This is a genomic window from Bradyrhizobium sp. 40, assembly GCF_023100925.1.
Classification (GTDB): domain Bacteria; phylum Pseudomonadota; class Alphaproteobacteria; order Rhizobiales; family Xanthobacteraceae; genus Bradyrhizobium.
In genome coordinates, this window is record NZ_CP064688.1 from 3,755,504 (window position 1) to 3,770,128 (window position 14,625).

At 63.6% G+C, this 14,625-nt stretch carries 17 protein-coding genes and 1 pseudogene; 12 read left to right on the forward strand and 6 right to left on the reverse strand.

Features of this window, described 5'->3' with window-relative positions:
• Positions 1–34: 34 nt before the first annotated feature.
• Complete coding sequence (locus IVB40_RS18290) at positions 35–214, reverse strand: hypothetical protein (protein WP_027566961.1); 180 nt, start codon at positions 212–214, stop codon at positions 35–37.
• Positions 215–734: 520 nt separating this feature from the next.
• On the opposite strand from IVB40_RS18290, the pseudogene IVB40_RS18295 reads away from it, so the two are divergent.
• A pseudogene (locus tag IVB40_RS18295) lies at positions 735–1,477 on the forward strand (DUF2786 domain-containing protein).
• Positions 1,478–1,514: 37 nt separating this feature from the next.
• Here IVB40_RS18295 and IVB40_RS35900 read toward each other — a convergent pair.
• Positions 1,515–1,721, reverse strand: coding sequence for a hypothetical protein (locus tag IVB40_RS35900; RefSeq protein ID WP_346283262.1), 207 nt, complete (start codon positions 1,719–1,721; stop codon positions 1,515–1,517).
• Positions 1,722–2,028: 307 nt separating this feature from the next.
• Between IVB40_RS35900 and IVB40_RS18300 the strand changes: the two genes are divergently transcribed.
• From IVB40_RS18300 to IVB40_RS18315, 4 genes are all read left to right on the forward strand, one after another.
• Complete coding sequence (locus tag IVB40_RS18300; RefSeq protein ID WP_247286036.1) at positions 2,029–2,325, forward strand: hypothetical protein; 297 nt, start codon at positions 2,029–2,031, stop codon at positions 2,323–2,325.
• A gap of 8 nt (positions 2,326–2,333) precedes the next feature.
• The gene (locus IVB40_RS18305) at positions 2,334–4,553 is read left to right on the forward strand and encodes a VTT domain-containing protein (protein WP_247815891.1); all 2,220 of its coding nucleotides are present in this window, start codon (positions 2,334–2,336) and stop codon (positions 4,551–4,553) included.
• Positions 4,553–5,257: an endonuclease/exonuclease/phosphatase family protein gene (locus IVB40_RS18310; RefSeq protein WP_247286040.1), complete on the forward strand. Its 705-nt coding sequence runs from the start codon at positions 4,553–4,555 to the stop codon at positions 5,255–5,257. The genes IVB40_RS18305 and IVB40_RS18310 overlap by 1 nt, the downstream gene beginning before the upstream one ends.
• Before the next feature lie 128 nt (positions 5,258–5,385).
• Entirely contained in the window at positions 5,386–5,577 is a 192-nt protein-coding gene (locus tag IVB40_RS18315; protein WP_007591059.1) for a hypothetical protein, read from the forward strand.
• 49 nt (positions 5,578–5,626) lie between these two features.
• Here the strand turns inward: IVB40_RS18315 and IVB40_RS18320 are convergent, their stop codons facing one another.
• Both IVB40_RS18320 and IVB40_RS18325 read right to left on the reverse strand, forming a co-directional pair.
• Positions 5,627–5,851, reverse strand: coding sequence for a hypothetical protein (locus IVB40_RS18320; RefSeq protein ID WP_027566955.1), 225 nt, complete (start codon positions 5,849–5,851; stop codon positions 5,627–5,629).
• Between the two features lie 68 nt (positions 5,852–5,919).
• Positions 5,920–6,102: a hypothetical protein gene (locus tag IVB40_RS18325; RefSeq protein WP_247815892.1), complete on the reverse strand. Its 183-nt coding sequence runs from the start codon at positions 6,100–6,102 to the stop codon at positions 5,920–5,922.
• Here IVB40_RS18325 and IVB40_RS18330 point away from each other — a divergent pair.
• The 3 genes from IVB40_RS18330 (at position 6,101) to IVB40_RS18340 (ending at position 8,374) form a co-directional block, all read left to right on the forward strand.
• Positions 6,101–6,418, forward strand: coding sequence for a DUF1476 domain-containing protein (locus IVB40_RS18330; protein WP_247815893.1), 318 nt, complete (start codon positions 6,101–6,103; stop codon positions 6,416–6,418). The genes IVB40_RS18325 and IVB40_RS18330 overlap by 2 nt on opposite strands.
• 41 nt (positions 6,419–6,459) lie before the next feature.
• Positions 6,460–6,765 carry a hypothetical protein gene (locus IVB40_RS18335; RefSeq protein ID WP_247359309.1) on the forward strand — a complete coding sequence of 102 codons (306 nt, stop codon included), beginning with the start codon at positions 6,460–6,462 and terminating at the stop codon, positions 6,763–6,765.
• Positions 6,766–7,438: 673 nt separating this feature from the next.
• Positions 7,439–8,374 carry a septal ring lytic transglycosylase RlpA family protein gene (locus IVB40_RS18340; protein WP_247359308.1) on the forward strand — a complete coding sequence of 312 codons (936 nt, stop codon included), beginning with the start codon at positions 7,439–7,441 and terminating at the stop codon, positions 8,372–8,374.
• Here IVB40_RS18340 and IVB40_RS18345 read toward each other — a convergent pair.
• The gene (locus IVB40_RS18345) at positions 8,368–9,324 is read right to left on the reverse strand and encodes an alpha/beta hydrolase (RefSeq protein ID WP_247359307.1); all 957 of its coding nucleotides are present in this window, start codon (positions 9,322–9,324) and stop codon (positions 8,368–8,370) included. The two genes, IVB40_RS18340 and IVB40_RS18345, sit on opposite strands and share 7 nt — an antisense overlap.
• Positions 9,325–9,475: 151 nt before the next feature.
• Between IVB40_RS18345 and IVB40_RS18350 the strand changes: the two genes are divergently transcribed.
• Genes IVB40_RS18350 through IVB40_RS18360 form a run of 3 tightly spaced genes read left to right on the forward strand, consistent with a single transcriptional unit; the run spans position 9,476 to position 12,470 of the window.
• Complete coding sequence (locus IVB40_RS18350; RefSeq protein WP_027566950.1) at positions 9,476–10,738, forward strand: D-alanyl-D-alanine carboxypeptidase family protein; 1,263 nt, start codon at positions 9,476–9,478, stop codon at positions 10,736–10,738.
• Between the two features lie 2 nt (positions 10,739–10,740).
• On the forward strand, positions 10,741–11,427 hold the full coding sequence (gene tmk, locus IVB40_RS18355; protein WP_247815894.1) for a dTMP kinase: 687 nt from the start codon (positions 10,741–10,743) through the stop codon (positions 11,425–11,427).
• The gene (locus IVB40_RS18360) at positions 11,424–12,470 is read left to right on the forward strand and encodes a DNA polymerase III subunit delta' (protein ID WP_247462151.1); all 1,047 of its coding nucleotides are present in this window, start codon (positions 11,424–11,426) and stop codon (positions 12,468–12,470) included. Before tmk ends, IVB40_RS18360 begins: the two co-directional genes overlap by 4 nt.
• On the opposite strand, the gene IVB40_RS18365 is transcribed toward IVB40_RS18360, so the two are convergent.
• Positions 12,467–12,946, reverse strand: coding sequence for a hypothetical protein (locus IVB40_RS18365; protein WP_247815895.1), 480 nt, complete (start codon positions 12,944–12,946; stop codon positions 12,467–12,469). The two genes, IVB40_RS18360 and IVB40_RS18365, sit on opposite strands and share 4 nt — an antisense overlap.
• Between IVB40_RS18365 and metG the strand changes: the two genes are divergently transcribed.
• Positions 12,945–14,618, forward strand: coding sequence for a methionine--tRNA ligase (gene metG / locus IVB40_RS18370; RefSeq protein WP_247815896.1), 1,674 nt, complete (start codon positions 12,945–12,947; stop codon positions 14,616–14,618). The genes IVB40_RS18365 and metG overlap by 2 nt on opposite strands.
• The last annotated feature ends 7 nt before the right edge of the window (positions 14,619–14,625 follow it).

Sequence of the window (14,625 nt, forward strand, 5' to 3'; positions counted from 1 at the left end):
GCCTTCGAATTCGCTCATGCCAGCCAATCGCGCGTCAGCCAAAGATATAGGCAACCAAAAAGGTGGCTGGCTGCCAAGCGATGAACCCAATCGCCTCCAGCGAAACAGCTGTGGCCAGGAGGGCTACAGCGCTGAAGGTGAGGGGAATGACGAGATCAAAAAAGTTGTGGGGCTCGTCTGCATCTGCAGTTTGAAATGCGGTTCTATTGGACATTCGAATATTCCTCTATTTCGAGGTCATATCGAATTCGACGCTCTCAGCAAAACGTTCGCTGGGGTTAACCTGACCGCTAAACCTTAACAGTGGTCCAGTCCCTTCAGGAATGTGTCGCAGCACAAAACCGATCGACGGCCTTGATCAGTGTGTCTTTCAATCCACCAGTCTGCTGCCGACTACTCAGCAAGCGCAGGGATCAAAGCCGGCTGAATGCAAGCTCGCGATACTGTGAACAAGACGCAGCCGCCAACGCCAAGGCGCCAACGCAACCTCGTTGGGCTTGTGGTGGTCTGCTCCCGACAATGATTTGTCAGCTGCGGTGGAAATAGAGCGAGAACGTCGATTGTAGTGAATCCTCGTCTCTGCATTTTATAGTCAGTGCGGCGAGTCGTGCACCGCACGTAGAAGGAGTGAGGTCCGTTCGAAAAAAGTCGAAGATCAATACAGTTGACAAGAGACCCCTCCCGCCGGTCTATCCGACCGGTTCTATCCGTCGCGTTTACCCGGCAGGTAATCAGTGCATCAGACCTCCACTCCGGCCTCCCTCGACAAGCTGAAGCTCCGCATTCAGGCGTTGCGTTCCAAGACGATCGCCAATGGCTGCACCGAGGACGAGGCACTGTCTGCGGCCGCCAAGGTCGCCGAGCTGCTGGATCGACATGATCTGTCGCTCTCCGACGTCGAACTGCGCGCGTCGTCGTGCGAGCGGAGGGTCTACGAGACTTTTCGCAAGAAGCGCATTCCGCTGACGACTGCGTCGGCGCGATCGCTCATTTCTGCGATTGTCGGGTCTGGCGCGAGAAGAACGCGGCCGGCGACAACCGCTATGTGTTCTTCGGTCTCGGCGCGGATGTCGAGGTCGCGCATTATCTGGCCGAATTGATCGACGGTGCCGTGCGCGCTGACCTTGGCCGCTTCAAGACCTCGGTCGACTACGGCAGGTTCCGGCACCAGGAGCGGCATCTGGCCAATGCCTCCTTCGCGCTCGGGATGGTGGCGTCGATCGCGGACAAGCTGGTCGCGATCAAGGCCGGTCGCGATCAGGTCAACGAAAGCACCGGCCGCGGGCTGGTGGTTCTCAAGACGTCGGTGGTCGATGCGGAGTTCGACAGGCTCGACCTGAAGATGCGGACCCAGCGTAGCGCCAGCCGGATGGTGTCGATGACGGCCTATGAAGCCGGAGGCGCCGCCGGCGCGTCGCTCGCCATCAATCCCGGGCTTGGCAAGTCGCAGTCGGGGACCACTCCCAAAGGACGCTGAACGCGTCGGGGGCGTGCAGCGTCGCCGTCATTGCAATTCAGTCGATCGACTTCTCGAGCTTCTTGGCTGCGCGGAGGTCGTCCATATGCTGCAGGTTCGGCCCGTACGCGGCCTCCTTGGTCAGCAGGTGGTAGATCCGGGCCACGACGGTTTGCAGATGTTTCATGCGTCCGCGCGGCATCGCCCGGGCCTTGCAAAGGGCTCGGACCGCATGCGCCCGGAAATAATCAAAAGCGTCTGACATCGCGGACATAACGTTCCGCTCGATGATTGGTTCTTGGATCTGTTCTTGCTCGCGCGTCCAAAAACGTCTCCAGGAACGCTGTCGAATGGGAGAACTTAGCCAGGCACGAAGCTATGGGACGGGCGAGGCATGTTCTTCTTTTTCTCGAACCGGCTGGGATGTCTCGGCTCGCTGCTGGTCTCCGGGTTGATCACTCTCGCGCTGCTGTTCATGTTTGGGATCGTTCGGTTCTAAACGCCCGCGCGTTCAGGAACCTGGCCCTCGCTGACCAGTTGTTCGCACGCTGGTCCAGCCACGGAGGGCGCCCTTGGAAAGTACGATCATCGGAGAATTCGACACGCGCCGCGGCGCCGAGCTTGCGGTTGAGCATGTCGTGCAGGAATGCGGCGTGCCGCGAACGGACGTCTTCGTCCAGGCAGTCGGTGGCGCGAACACGTCGGGGACACGCCCGGCCGGTCCTGACGCCAAGGCCGCGCCCGCGCCGGAGGGGCATCAGAAACTGGAAGGCCGGATCGAGGTCTCCGTGGATTTTCACGGCGATGCGCCCGAGAAGATCGCGGACGCCTTGAAGGGCGCAGGTGCAAAGGCGGTCCGAACCAAGTAGCCGCAATCGTGCGGGTCAGCGCCGTGGCTCAGCATGCGGGCAGGCCGCACGCGAATCGTGGCCATGACGACAAGGAACCCCTCGCGCGTTCGGTGCGTTTAGACGCGAATGCGAATGGCGAGGTTGACCTGCTTCAGAGCTCATCGACCCTGATCCCCGGCGACACCGTCTGGCGGCGGTGCGAGGCGCGGCGTGTGGCGGTTCTGAACGATGCTGCCGCTTATTTCGCGGCGCTGCGGGAGGCACTGCTGCAGGCGCAGGATCTCGTCTATATCGTCGGGTGGGATATCCATAGCGAAACCAGGCTGGTCGGAGAATCCGGGCGAGCGCATGACGGCTTGCCGGAGCAGCTCGGTCCATTGCTGCGCGCGCTGGTCCAGCGCCGTCCCGCCTTGCGGATCAACATTCTGGTCTGGGACTTCGTCTCGTTCTACGCCTCCGAAAGGGAATGGAATTCCGCGGCAAAATTCACCGCCGACACAGATGGCCGCGTCCGGTTTCACCTGGATTCCACGCTTCCATTTGGGTCGGCCCAACACCAGAAGATCGTCTGTGCCGACGGTTCGCTGGCGTTCGTCGGCGGGCTCGATCTGACGATCAGGCGCTGGGACACGAGTGAGCATCGCGCCGATCACGCACCGCGCTGTGATCCCCAGGGCAAGCCATACCTGCCGTTTCATGACGTTCAATGCATGGTCGACGGGGCTGCGGCGGCGTGGCTGTTCGACCTCGTGGAGCAACGCTGGCGCGCGGCGGGCCAACAGATTGACGATCGGCGCCCGCTGAAAAGCTTGCGCTGGCCGGCGAATGTGCCGGTCGAGGCTGAGCATATGCCGGTGGGCATCGCCAGGACCGAGGTGGTCTGTCCGGCGGGTTCGACGGTCAGGGAGGTCGAACGCTCGCTGATCGCAGCGATCCGGTCCGCGACGAACTTCGTGTACATCGAGAACCAGTTCACCAGTGCCACCAAGATCGCACGCGAATTGACGGAGCAGATGCTGCGCGTGCCTTCGCTTCGGGCTCTGGTCGTCACGCCAAAACTGCATTCCTCGTGGCTGGAATCCCAGGCCATGCAGAACGGCCGGGGCGCCTTCATCGACTGCTTCAGTTCGGCCGGCGTCGCCGATCGCATCCGCTTCGTCTACCCGGTGTCGGGGAACGGGGATACGGAAGCGGCCGTGATGGTGCACAGCAAGCTCATGATCGTCGACGATCGGATCTTGAGGATCGGTTCGGCCAATTTGAACAATCGATCGATGGGCGCCGACAGCGAATGTGACCTGATCTTTGAAGCCGCATCAGACGAGCATCGGAATTTCATCGCCTCGGTCCGCCGTCGCCTGATCGCCCATTTCTGCGGTCTCGATGAACAGGCCGTTGCACAAAACGACGATCGTCTTTTTGCGCTTCTGGACGACGTCTCAAGAGAAGGTGCGACGAAGGCGCTGCGGGACGTGGAATCTTCGGTGCTGACCAGCGCTCTGGCCACGATGGTTCAGCCCGTGGCGGACCCCGAGCGGCCTCTACATCTGGAGCGCGCGGCATCGCGCATGTGGAGCACGAAGACGATCATCGGGATGGTCTCGATGGCCGTGGCGCTTCTTGGACTGGCGATGGCCTGGTCCTACACGTCCTTGAGCGATTTCGCCGACGCGGGCCGGATGTCGACGTTGCTGTCTGCCTATTCGCAGTCCGTCTGGGGGCCGCCATTCGCGATAGCGGCTTTCGTCGTCGGCGGGTTGGTCGTGTTTCCGGTTCTCGTGCTCATTGCGGCAACTGCCGCCGCACTTGGACCCTGGCTAGGCTTCGTTACCGCGATGACGGGCGTCGTGCTCAGCGCCTTTATCCTGTTTGTGATCGGACGGGCACTCGGCCGCGAACGCCTGCAGCGTTTGCTCGGACGACGTACCGCGCGCATCCAGGAACGCGTGGTCGGCAAGGGCATTCTGGCTGTCGTCGTCATCCGGATGATTCCGATCGCGCCGTTCTCGGTGGTGAATGTCGTGGCTGGCGCGAGCACGCTGCCTCTGCGTGACTTCCTGATCGGAACGCTGCTCGGCATGACGCCCGGCATTCTCGCGATGGCAGTTTTGGGTGCTCAGATCGCTGATCTCGCCAGGAATGCGTCCTGGGTCAACATATTGCTCCTCGCACTGGCGTTCCTGGGCTGGCTCGCGATCTGCGCAGGCGCGCAATTCGTCGCGACGTGGCTCGCCGGGAGGCGTTGATGGCGCCGATGCGCTTCATGACGTGGAATGTGCACGGCACCTTCAATCTCAATCCGAAGTTCGATCTCGAGGGAATCTGTTCCATCATTCGCAAATGGGCTCCCGATGTCGTCGCGCTTCAGGAGGTGGATTCGCGATCCCGATCGGACGATCCGTTTGCGAAGCTGGCGAGTGTCGTTGGCGATCACCGTGTTCATGCCAAGTCGATCGTCACGGCGGATGGCGAATATGGCCAGACGCTCCTGAGCCGCTTCCCATTCTCCGGCCCGCCCGAGATCGTCGACGTGTCGTATCGTGAGCGCGAGCCGCGCCGAGCGATCGCCGCGGGACTGCTGACGCCGGTTGGCGATGTCCGCGTGGTGGCCACGCATCTCGGCTTGAGCATCCACGAGCGCCATGCGCAGGCTCAGGCGCTGGTGAGCCTGGTGAAACCTGGAAGAACCGTCGTGCTCGGGGATTTCAATGACTGGTTCTGGATCAAATCGGTGCGGCGCGTGCTCGCGCAGGTCTGCCCGAACCGGACGCGGCTGCGAACTTTCCCGTCGCATTTGCCCCTGCTGCGGCTCGACCGGATCTATGCAACGTCCGACAGCCGGATCGGGAAAGTCTGGACCGACGAAGGGGCGAGGGCCTATTCGGACCATTTGCCTGTCATCGCCGACATCGAGATCTCCATCGGCTCAAACGCACCGTCAGCGCGATAAAAAAGTGCTGTCTACAGAAGGACTTGGCTACTGTGCATGGGGTTGTTTTCGCACATTATGAAGTCGGCCCGCAGTGCCGCTCAGCGTGACCATGAGGAACTCTTTCCTCACCCCCGCGTTATCTGGCCATGACGGAAGACATTTCCTACCGGCGCAAGCCTTTGACTCCCGAACAGCGGCAGGCGCGCGATGCGACACGCCGTATCGAAGCCGAGAAAGCCATGCGCGATCACGAAGCGGCGCAGAAGGCGTTCTATGCCAACAAGGAACGGCTGAGAGCCGAACGGTTGGCACGTGAGCAGACGGAGGCCAAGGGCTGACCGCACGCGGTCGCCCCGTCAAAGATGTCCTCGCCCGCGAGCGCTGGCCTCAGTGCCGGTGCGGGACGCGCGTCACGCTCAACGCCTGCTTCAGCGCCTGGACGGCACTTGCGAAAGGTCTGCGAGGCGATTGTGCCTCGATCGCTTCGGCTGCGACGCGACAATCATCAGCGACCTTGAGCAACCCGCCTCGCGCGAGGTCCATGGTGGAGAGGGCTGCCTGCTCCAGGCAGACGCGTTCAAGCCGTCGAAACTCCCGCAGTTCTTTGTTCATGCGTCAGCTCTCGATGTCCCCGGGCCATGCGGCGCTGAGTCTGCTTAACAAATAGTAAACATCCCTCCCTAGCTGAGCTGACTGGCGTAGAGCTGGTCGGTGCCCTGCATAGGCCCGGTGGGCGCAGCCGAGCGGGCTTGACGGCGCTTGGCTTCCGCCGGAAGCTTCAGATGACCCTGACGTGAACCACGGAGACGTTCGCTTTCAGCCAGTCCGATCCCGATCAGCGAAACGACAATGGAGCTGACCATGACCACGTTCGACAAGCGCGAGCAGGGCTTCGAGGCCAAGTTCGTCCACGACGAGGAGCTCATGTTCAAGGCCGCGGCCCGGTCCAACAAGCTGCTCGGCCTCTGGGCCGCAACCCAGCTGGGCCTCAGCGGCGATGCCGCGGCCGGCTACGCGACGGCGTTGGTGACGGACCATCTGGAGAACCAGACGATGGACGAGATCCTCGACAAGGTGTCAGGCGATCTTGCCACCAAAGGCGTCGCGCGCGAACAGGTCGCAGCCAAGCTTCAGGAATGCATGCATCAGGCGTTGCAGCAACTCGAAGCGGACAAGTGAAAGCAAGCCGGCCCTCGACGGCTGGGATCGGGAGGCGGGTGGTGTCTTGCGGAGGAGTATTTTGGAGCAGCTTCGGCACATCGCCCGGCGCGATCACGCTCGCTGCTGCGATCCTGGTCGGCTGCAGCGGCGCTGAGGTATCGGCCACGCCGCTGACGCCATTTCGCTACGAGGCGCAGGCGCAGCGTCATTGCCCGCACGACCGGGTCGTCTGGCTCGATTTCAGCAAAGGCGTCTACTACGGCAAAGGCCAGAAGCGGTACGCCCAGGGATTTGACGGCAGCTTCGTCTGCCTGAGCGAAGCCCGTGACAGCCTGTATCGGCGTTCGCTGCTTGGACTGCGGTAAGCGTATTTTTCGGGAAGTGCCGGGTGCTCAGGCGAAGGCCAAGGCCACGAGGCTGGAGCACAGCAGGACCAAACCACCGGCGGTCAATGCCAGGAAGCCATCGGATACGAGGTCATGGTTGCGCATGGGACACCTGCCGCTCTCGTCTTCGATGCTCGATCGGATCGCTTAAAAATGTCCGAACGCGCCGTCTTGAAAGGGTGATGCTTGCCGCCCGCGCGAGTGCCTCAGGCCCTCGTGCGGTAACCTTCAAACGCATGGGCCAGGAAGATCCCCGCGCTTACCAAACCCATCAGTGCCGAAACCGTCTCGATCATCGTCTTATTCCATTCCGCCCTGCACGCGAGAAAACGCGGGCGGCCTTGCACAGTCAAAAGAATTCCAGTGAGCGGCGCGACAATGGGGGTGGAGTGAGGATTTGGCGCAACAGAATGTCCGGCCACGGCACAGAGCAGGGCGCCCGCGCCCCGTAGTTCAACGGGGCGAACGCATACGCCCCGTTTACCATCCCGGCGTGAACGCTGTGGGCTCCCCATTTCCGCCGTGTTCGGGTTGCGTTATCGTTACCACTTCCGACGCGGTGGTGGGCCGCCTCGGAGCAAAGGACCGGATAGCGCTGCCCCGTAGCCAAAGCGGGTTAGGTACGCCTCCGGCGAAATGGTATTTGGGGCGAATGGGGATCCGTCAGTCAGATTCGGTTTTGCGGGTCGCGCGCGCTGCTGCGGCGGCCGCGACCTGCCTTGCGCTCGCCAATTGCGCCTCCTCCAACAAATTCGCCAGCCGCGTCGATCCGAAATACGGCGTGTCCTCGAGCCCCCGGGTGGTGGCTTTGGGCGATCCGGTCCCGAAGGGCGGCGGCGCCTACCGCGTCGGCAAGCCCTATGTGGTGGGTGGCCGGACCTATGTGCCCGAAGAGGACGTCAACTACCGCGCCGAGGGCATGGCCTCCTGGTACGGCGACGATTTCCACGGCCGCCTGACTGCCAATGGCGAAGTGTTCGACATGGGCTCGCTGACCGCGGCGCATCCGACCCTGCCGATGCCGTCCTATGCGCGAGTGACCAACGTCTCGAACGGCAAGTCGCTGATCGTCCGCGTCAATGACCGCGGGCCCTACCACGGCAACCGGCTCATCGACGTCTCGAACAAGGCCGCCGAACTGCTTGAATTCAAAGGCAATGGCATCGCCAAGGTCCGTGTCGAATATGTCGGGCGGGCGCCGCTGGAAGGCTCCGACGACCGCCAGCTGATGGCGACCTTGCGCACCGGGACCCCGGCGCCGTCGCCCTCGATGGTCCGTGTCGCCTCGGCGAGGCCGTTCGTGCCGGAGTTGCCGTCGTCGAACCGCGGCGCCATGCGCGGCGACGTTCCGACGCCGGAGGGACGGCCCTACAATCTTGGCAACACCTCCCCCGACATGGCTTCACTCAGTGCGACCTCGGAAATGTCGGCCTCGAGCCGTAACCGGGGCCGGGCGCTCCAGAACGCCCGCGCCGTGTCCTATGATGGGGACGGACGCTATGCGACCGAGAGCGCGCCGTCCGGCGCCTACGCCTCGGACGGGGCTGCTGAGGCCCGCGGCATCCTGAGCGGCCGCGGCCTCTACTGAGCCGCGCTTTCCTTCAAGAACCTCACCAGCGCCGCATTCACCTCGTCGGGCCGCTCCTGCTGGACCCAATGGCCGGCGCCCTCGATGATCAGCTTTCGCTCCAGATTGGGCAGCACGCGCTTGAGCTCGTTGACGCGCTTGGCTCCGATCAGGCCGGTGATGACGGCGTCTTTCGAGCCGGCAATGAAGAGCGAGGGCTGGTGGATCTGCGCATCCTGCCAGGGCGCCGTCAGCTCCCAATTGCGGTCGAGGTTGCGATACCAGTTCAGCCCGCCACGAAAACCGGATTTGCGGAAGGCTTCAGTGAAATAGGCAAGGTCAGTCTCGCTGAGCCAGGCCGGCAGAGGCTCCTCCGGGTTGCCGTGGCCGAGGAAGCCCTTGCCCTCCTGCACGAACATTGCCGCGGAGGGATCGGCAAGGCCCCGCCCGCCGAGCACGATGCGCATGGTGCGCGCGACGTCGTGCTCGAACTCGGCCTCGGCAACGCCGGGCGCCTGGAAATACTGCCAATAGAAATTGCTGATGCCGCCCTGGCGCAGGAGGTCGAGCGGCTTGCCGCGGCCGCGGAAGGGCGGCGGCACGCTCAGGCCAGCGACAGCCGTGAAGATGTCGGGCCGGAACAGCGCCGCGTGCCAGGCCACCGGAGCACCCCAATCGTGGCCGACCACCATCGCCTTGGTCTCGCCAAGTGCCTGCACGAGGCCGACGACGTCGCCGACCGTGTCGAAGATCGAATAGGCCGTCGCCTCGGGCGGCGCTGAGCTTTGGCCATAGCCGCGCATGTCGGGGGCGACGACGCGAAACCCGGCCTGCGCCAGCGCCGGGATCTGGTGGCGCCAGGAGTAGGAGAGTTCCGGCCAGCCGTGGCATAGCACCACCAGCGGCCCCTGACCGGCTTCGCGGATGAACAGGTCGATGCCATTGGCCTTGATTACGCGGGTGGATGACATCGCTTTTCCGCCTTGTTTCAGGGGTTTGGTCAGAAAATCTGAGGTGCCACGATAGGGGCGGGACGAGAATCGTGCAATCTCGGGACAAGCGGCCACCCCGTGTTGTTCGCACCCGCTCCAACTGTTAGAACGCCGCTCTCAGGGCTTGGCCATGGAATTTCATCTTTCCTCGTTGGGGCGCACCCGGTTCATCGCCGGAGCGCTGGCGCGCGGGCTGATCGCGACGGCTGTGGTGGCGGCCATCGGCTGGGGCGGGGCGCTCTACGCCGCCAACCAGAGCGTTCAGGGCGCCAAGAAAACAGATGATGCCGGCTTCGACGGCGACGCCCCGACCGCGATCCTGATCGAGGCGTCCAGCGGCAGCGTGCTGTTCGAGAAGAACGCCGACGAACTGCGTGCGCCCTCGAGCATGATGAAGCTGATGACCGCCGAGGTCGTCTTCAACGCCATCAAGAAGGGCGACATCAAGCTGACCGACGAATACCGGATCAGTGAGAACGCCTGGCGCCGGGGCGGCGCGCCCTCCGGCGGCTCGACCATGTTCGCCGCGATCAACAGCAAGGTCACCGTCGACGATCTCCTGCACGGGGCGATCATCCAGAGCGGCAACGACGCCTGCATTGCGCTCGCCGAAGCCATGGCGGGCAACGAGCGGATTTTCGCCGCCGACTTCATGACCAAGCGCGCCCGCGAGCTTGGCCTGACGAAGTCGACCTTCGGCAATTCCAACGGCTTGCCCGACCCCGCCAACAAGATGACGGTGCGCGAGCTCGGCATCCTCGCCCGGCACATCATTCTCGATTTCCCCGAATTCTATAAACTGTTCGGCGAGAAGGAATACACCTGGAACAAGATCCGCCAGCCCAACCGCAATCCGTTGCTCAATTCCATGGAAGGCGCCGACGGTCTGAAGACCGGCTACACCAAGGAAGGCGGCTACGGCATGGTCGGCTCGGCCGTGCAGAACGGCACGCGGCTGATCGTCGTCGTCAACGGGCTGGAAGACCCCGAAGATCGCGCCACCGAAGCCAAGAAGATGCTGGAATGGGGTTTTCGCAATTTCGAGACCCGCACCCTGATCGCGGCCGATCAGCCCGTCGGCTACGCCAAGGTGTTCGGCGGCGAGAGCCGTTCGGTGAAACTGGTCGCCAAGACGCCCGTGAAAGTGATGGTGCACAAGAACGGCAGCGACAAGCTGATCGCGCGCGTCGTCTATAGCGGCCCGGTGCGCGCGCCGGTCGAGGCCGGGCAGAAGGTCGGGCTGGTCAGGGTCTGGCGCAGCGGCAACATCGCGGTGGAGACGCCGGTCTATGCTGCAGACGCGATCGGCACTGGCTCGACCGTGCGCCGCGCGATCGACGGCGCCAGCGAGCTCGTGATCGGCATGTTCCGTGCGGGCGCCGAGAAGCTCTGATCATGAGTGAAAGTGCGGTAAAGTGGCCGTCCGGACGCGGGCGTTTCGTCACCTTTGAAGGCGGCGAGGGCACTGGCAAGTCGACCCAGATCAAGAAGCTCGCCGATCGTCTCAAGGCAGCCAGGATGCGCATCCTCGTCACGCGCGAGCCGGGCGGCTCGCCGGGCGCCGAGATCATGCGGCATCTGGTGCTGTCAGGCATGGGCAAACTGCTCGGACCCGAGGCCGAGACGTTGCTGTTCGCGGCCGCGCGCGACGACCATGTCCGCACCGTGATCCAGCCCGCGCTCAACCAGGGCACCTGGGTGCTGTGCGACCGCTTCGCCGACTCGACGCGGGCCTATCAGGGCAGCCTCGGCCGGGTACCGGCGGCGCTGATCAACGCGATGGAGCGGGTCACGATCGGAGATCTCAAGCCGGACCTCACCATCATCCTTGATCTGCCGGTCGAGATCGGCTTGCAGCGCGCGGCCGCACGCCGCGGCAGCGGCACGCCGGACAGGTTCGAGGCCGAGAAGCTCGGTTTCCATCAAGGTCTGCGCGAGGCCTATCGCAAGATCGCAGCGGACGATCCTGCGCGCTGCGTGCTGATCGACGCCAATTCCGACTCTGATACGGTTGCCGGACGCATCTGGACCGCGTTGCGTGATCGCCTGCTTCCGACGCCGGCATCGGTGGTGTCCATATGAGCCCGCGTCAGACCGAGCGCGAAACCGCCATTTCTCATCCGCGCGAGACGAGCGTTCTGTTCGGCCATCGCGAGGCCGAGACCGCGCTGCTCGCCGCCTATCGCAGCGGGCGCATCCCGCATGCCTGGCTGATTGGCGGGCCGCAAGGCATCGGCAAGGCGACGCTGGCCTATCGGATGGCTCGCTTCGTGCTCGCTCACGGCCAGCCGCTGGCGCTTTCGGTGCAGCGCGCCGAGGATCTCGCCATCAATCCTGATGACGCCGTGGCGCGGCAGGTTGCGGCGAGCTCGCATGGGGGCCTGTTGACGCTGGAGCGCACCGCCAACGATCGCGGCGTGATGCGCACGGTAATCACCGTGGACGAGACGCGCGAGACGATCGGTTTCTTCGGCTCGACCGCGGCGGCCGAAGGCTGGCGCGTCTGCATCGTCGATACCGTCGACGAGCTCAATCCAAATGCCGCCAACGCGCTGCTGAAAATTCTCGAGGAGCCGCCGCAGCAATCGCTGTTCCTGCTGGTGAGCCACGCGCCGGCGCGCGTGCTCGCCACAATTCAGTCGCGCTGCCGCAAGCTGCGCCTGCGCGCGCTCGCAATTGACGACGTGATTGGAGCAGCCGCCACCGCGGCCGATCTCGACCCGAATGATCCGGCGTTGCGCGAGGCGGCGGAGGCGTCCGAGGGCAGCGTCGCGCGGGCGCTGACGCTGCTCGGCGGTGACGCCCTGAAGCTCCAGCAACGTACGGCCGCGCTGCTGGCGCGACTGCCGCAGGTCGATCCGCGCGAATTGCACACGCTCGGCGAATCGCTCGGCACCAGCGACCGCGTTGCGCTTGCCGCCTTCATCGACGGCATCGATCGCTGGATCGCGGAACGTCTGCACGCCGACGAGGCCAATGCTAACCAGAACCTGCCGCGCCTTGCGCGCCTAGCTGAGGTATGGGAAAAGATCGTCCGCGCCGCGCGCGACACCGAAACCTACAATCTGGAGCGAAAGCCCTTGGTTTTCTCGGTGTTCGGCTGGCTGGCGGACGCAACGCGCTAGAGCATGATCCCGAAAGTGTGCAGCGGTTTTCCGATGGGATCATGCTCAAGACAATAAACTAACGCAGGTTCGTTTCCAAATTTCGAGAAGCCGGTAAAGGAATTCGTCGTGGCAGCGCGAGCTAAGAAAACCGCTAAGGGCGAGAGCAGCAAGAAGAAGGCTGCCACAAAAGCCGTCAAGAAAGCCACGAAGAAGGCCGTGAAGGCGCGCGCGCGCAAAGCTGTCAAGAAGGTCAAGAAAGCCACGACGACAAAAGAGACGGCTGCCAAAAAAAACGGGAAGAAGAGCGCCGCGAAGACGGCAAAGAAGGCAGCGAAGAAGCAGGTCGTTGCCAAGAAGACGGTGAAGACAGCGACCAAAAAGCCAGCCAAGGCTTCGGCGAAGAACGAGACTTCGGCAAAAAACAAGGCGTCGGCGAAAAACAAGGCCCCGGCGAAGAAGATAGCCAAGACGGCGAGGGTGGCTGCGCCTGCCATGACCACCACACTAGCTCCTGTCGCCACGCCGCCGAAGGCTGCGAAGCCCGATGTATCGAAGCCCAAGGCCCCGCGCGCACCGAAGTCCGTCGCCACGCCGCAGGCCACCACGCCAGTGGCCGTCCCCGCGCGCGACAACGTCTTCTACATCACGACTGCGATCGCCTATCCCAATGGCAGTCCTCACATCGGCCACGCCTATGAGGCAATCGCGACCGATACGTTGGCGCGGTTCGCACGACTGGACGGCAAGGACGTGTTCTTCCTGACCGGCACCGACGAGCACGGCCAGAAGATGGTTCAGACCGCGGCCAGCGAAAAAATGTCCGTCTCGGAGCTCGCGGCCCGCAATGCCGGCCGTTTCAAGCAGATGGACGAGCGCTTCAACGTGTCGTTCGACCGTTTCATCCGCACCACCGAGGAGCAGCATCATCGCTCCAGCCAGGAGATCTGGCGGCGCATGGAAGCGAACGGGGACATCTATGCCGACATTTATGCCGGCTGGTACTCCGTGCGTGACGAAGCCTATTACGCCGAGGACGAGACGCGGCTGAACGATGACGGGGTGCGGCTCGGGCCGCAGGGAACGCCGGTCGAATGGGTCGAGGAGAAGAGCTATTTCTTCCGCCTGTCGGCCTATCAGGACAAGCTGCTCAAGCTCTACGAGACGCAGCCCAATTTAATCGGCCCCGACTCCCGCAAGAACGAGGTGGTGAGCTTCGTCAAGGGCGGCCTGCGCGATCTCTCGATCTCGCGCACGACGTTCGACTGGGGTGTCAAGGTGCCCGGCGACGAAGAGCACGTGATGTATGTCTGGGTCGACGCGCTCACCAACTACATCACCGGCGTCGGCTTCCCCGACGAGAGCAACAAGAACTGGCGTTATTGGCCTGCCGACGTGCACATCATCGGCAAGGACATCATCCGCTTCCATGCCGTGTACTGGCCGGCTTTCCTGCTGTCGGCCGGGATCCCGCTACCGAAGCGGGTCTATGCCCACGGCTTCCTGTTCAGCAGGGGCGAGAAGATGTCGAAGTCGGTCGGCAACGTGGTCGATCCCTTCAACCTCGCCGACCAGTACGGCGTCGACCAGATGCGCTATTTCTTTCTGCGCGAAGTGCCGTTCGGCCAGGACGGCAACTACAATCACGAGGCCATCGTCGCGCGCATCAATGCCGATCTCGCCAACGATCTCGGCAACCTCGCGCAGCGCTCGCTGTCGATGATCGCCAAGCAGCTCGGCGGCGTGCTCCCGGAGCCCGGCGAATTCAGCGACAACGACAAGGCGATCCTGTCACAGGCTGACGGCATGCTCGCGGCGTCCCGCGAAGCGATGGCGACGCAGCAAATCCATCACTGGCTCAATGCCGTGTGGGCCGTGGTCGCGGAAGCCAACCGTTATTTCGCGGGCGAAGCGCCGTGGGCGCTCGCCAAGACCGATCCAGTCAGGCAGAGGACGGTGCTCTACGTCACCGCCGAAGTCGTGCGCCAGATCGCGATCCTGGCCCAGCCGGCGATGCCGACGGCCTCGGGATTGCTGCTGAACAGCCTCGGGATCCCCGAAGGGGAGCGCCACTTCGCCGCGCTCGGCGGTGCAACGCGCATCGCGCCCGGTACGACCCTGCCCGCGCCGACGCCGGCCTTCCCGCGCTACATCGAGCCGGCAGCCTAAAGGCGTT

Coding starts and splice junctions, on each gene's coding strand:
- IVB40_RS18290 (WP_027566961.1), bottom strand. CDS start 214: ATGTCCAATAGAACCGCATTTCAAACTGCAGATGCAGACGAGCCCCAC.
- IVB40_RS35900 (WP_346283262.1), bottom strand. CDS start 1,721: ATGTCAGACGCTTTTGATTATTTCCGGGCGCATGCGGTCCGAGCCCTT.
- IVB40_RS18310 (WP_247286040.1), top strand. CDS start 4,553: ATGGCGCCGATGCGCTTCATGACGTGGAATGTGCACGGCACCTTCAAT.
- IVB40_RS18315 (WP_007591059.1), top strand. CDS start 5,386: ATGACGGAAGACATTTCCTACCGGCGCAAGCCTTTGACTCCCGAACAG.
- IVB40_RS18320 (WP_027566955.1), bottom strand. CDS start 5,851: ATGAACAAAGAACTGCGGGAGTTTCGACGGCTTGAACGCGTCTGCCTG.
- IVB40_RS18330 (WP_247815893.1), top strand. CDS start 6,101: ATGACCACGTTCGACAAGCGCGAGCAGGGCTTCGAGGCCAAGTTCGTC.
- IVB40_RS18325 (WP_247815892.1), bottom strand. CDS start 6,102: ATGGTCAGCTCCATTGTCGTTTCGCTGATCGGGATCGGACTGGCTGAA.
- IVB40_RS18340 (WP_247359308.1), top strand. CDS start 7,439: ATGGGGATCCGTCAGTCAGATTCGGTTTTGCGGGTCGCGCGCGCTGCT.
- IVB40_RS18345 (WP_247359307.1), bottom strand. CDS start 9,324: ATGTCATCCACCCGCGTAATCAAGGCCAATGGCATCGACCTGTTCATC.
- IVB40_RS18350 (WP_027566950.1), top strand. CDS start 9,476: ATGGAATTTCATCTTTCCTCGTTGGGGCGCACCCGGTTCATCGCCGGA.
- tmk (WP_247815894.1), top strand. CDS start 10,741: ATGAGTGAAAGTGCGGTAAAGTGGCCGTCCGGACGCGGGCGTTTCGTC.
- IVB40_RS18360 (WP_247462151.1), top strand. CDS start 11,424: ATGAGCCCGCGTCAGACCGAGCGCGAAACCGCCATTTCTCATCCGCGC.
- metG (WP_247815896.1), top strand. CDS start 12,945: ATGACCACCACACTAGCTCCTGTCGCCACGCCGCCGAAGGCTGCGAAG.
- IVB40_RS18365 (WP_247815895.1), bottom strand. CDS start 12,946: ATGGCAGGCGCAGCCACCCTCGCCGTCTTGGCTATCTTCTTCGCCGGG.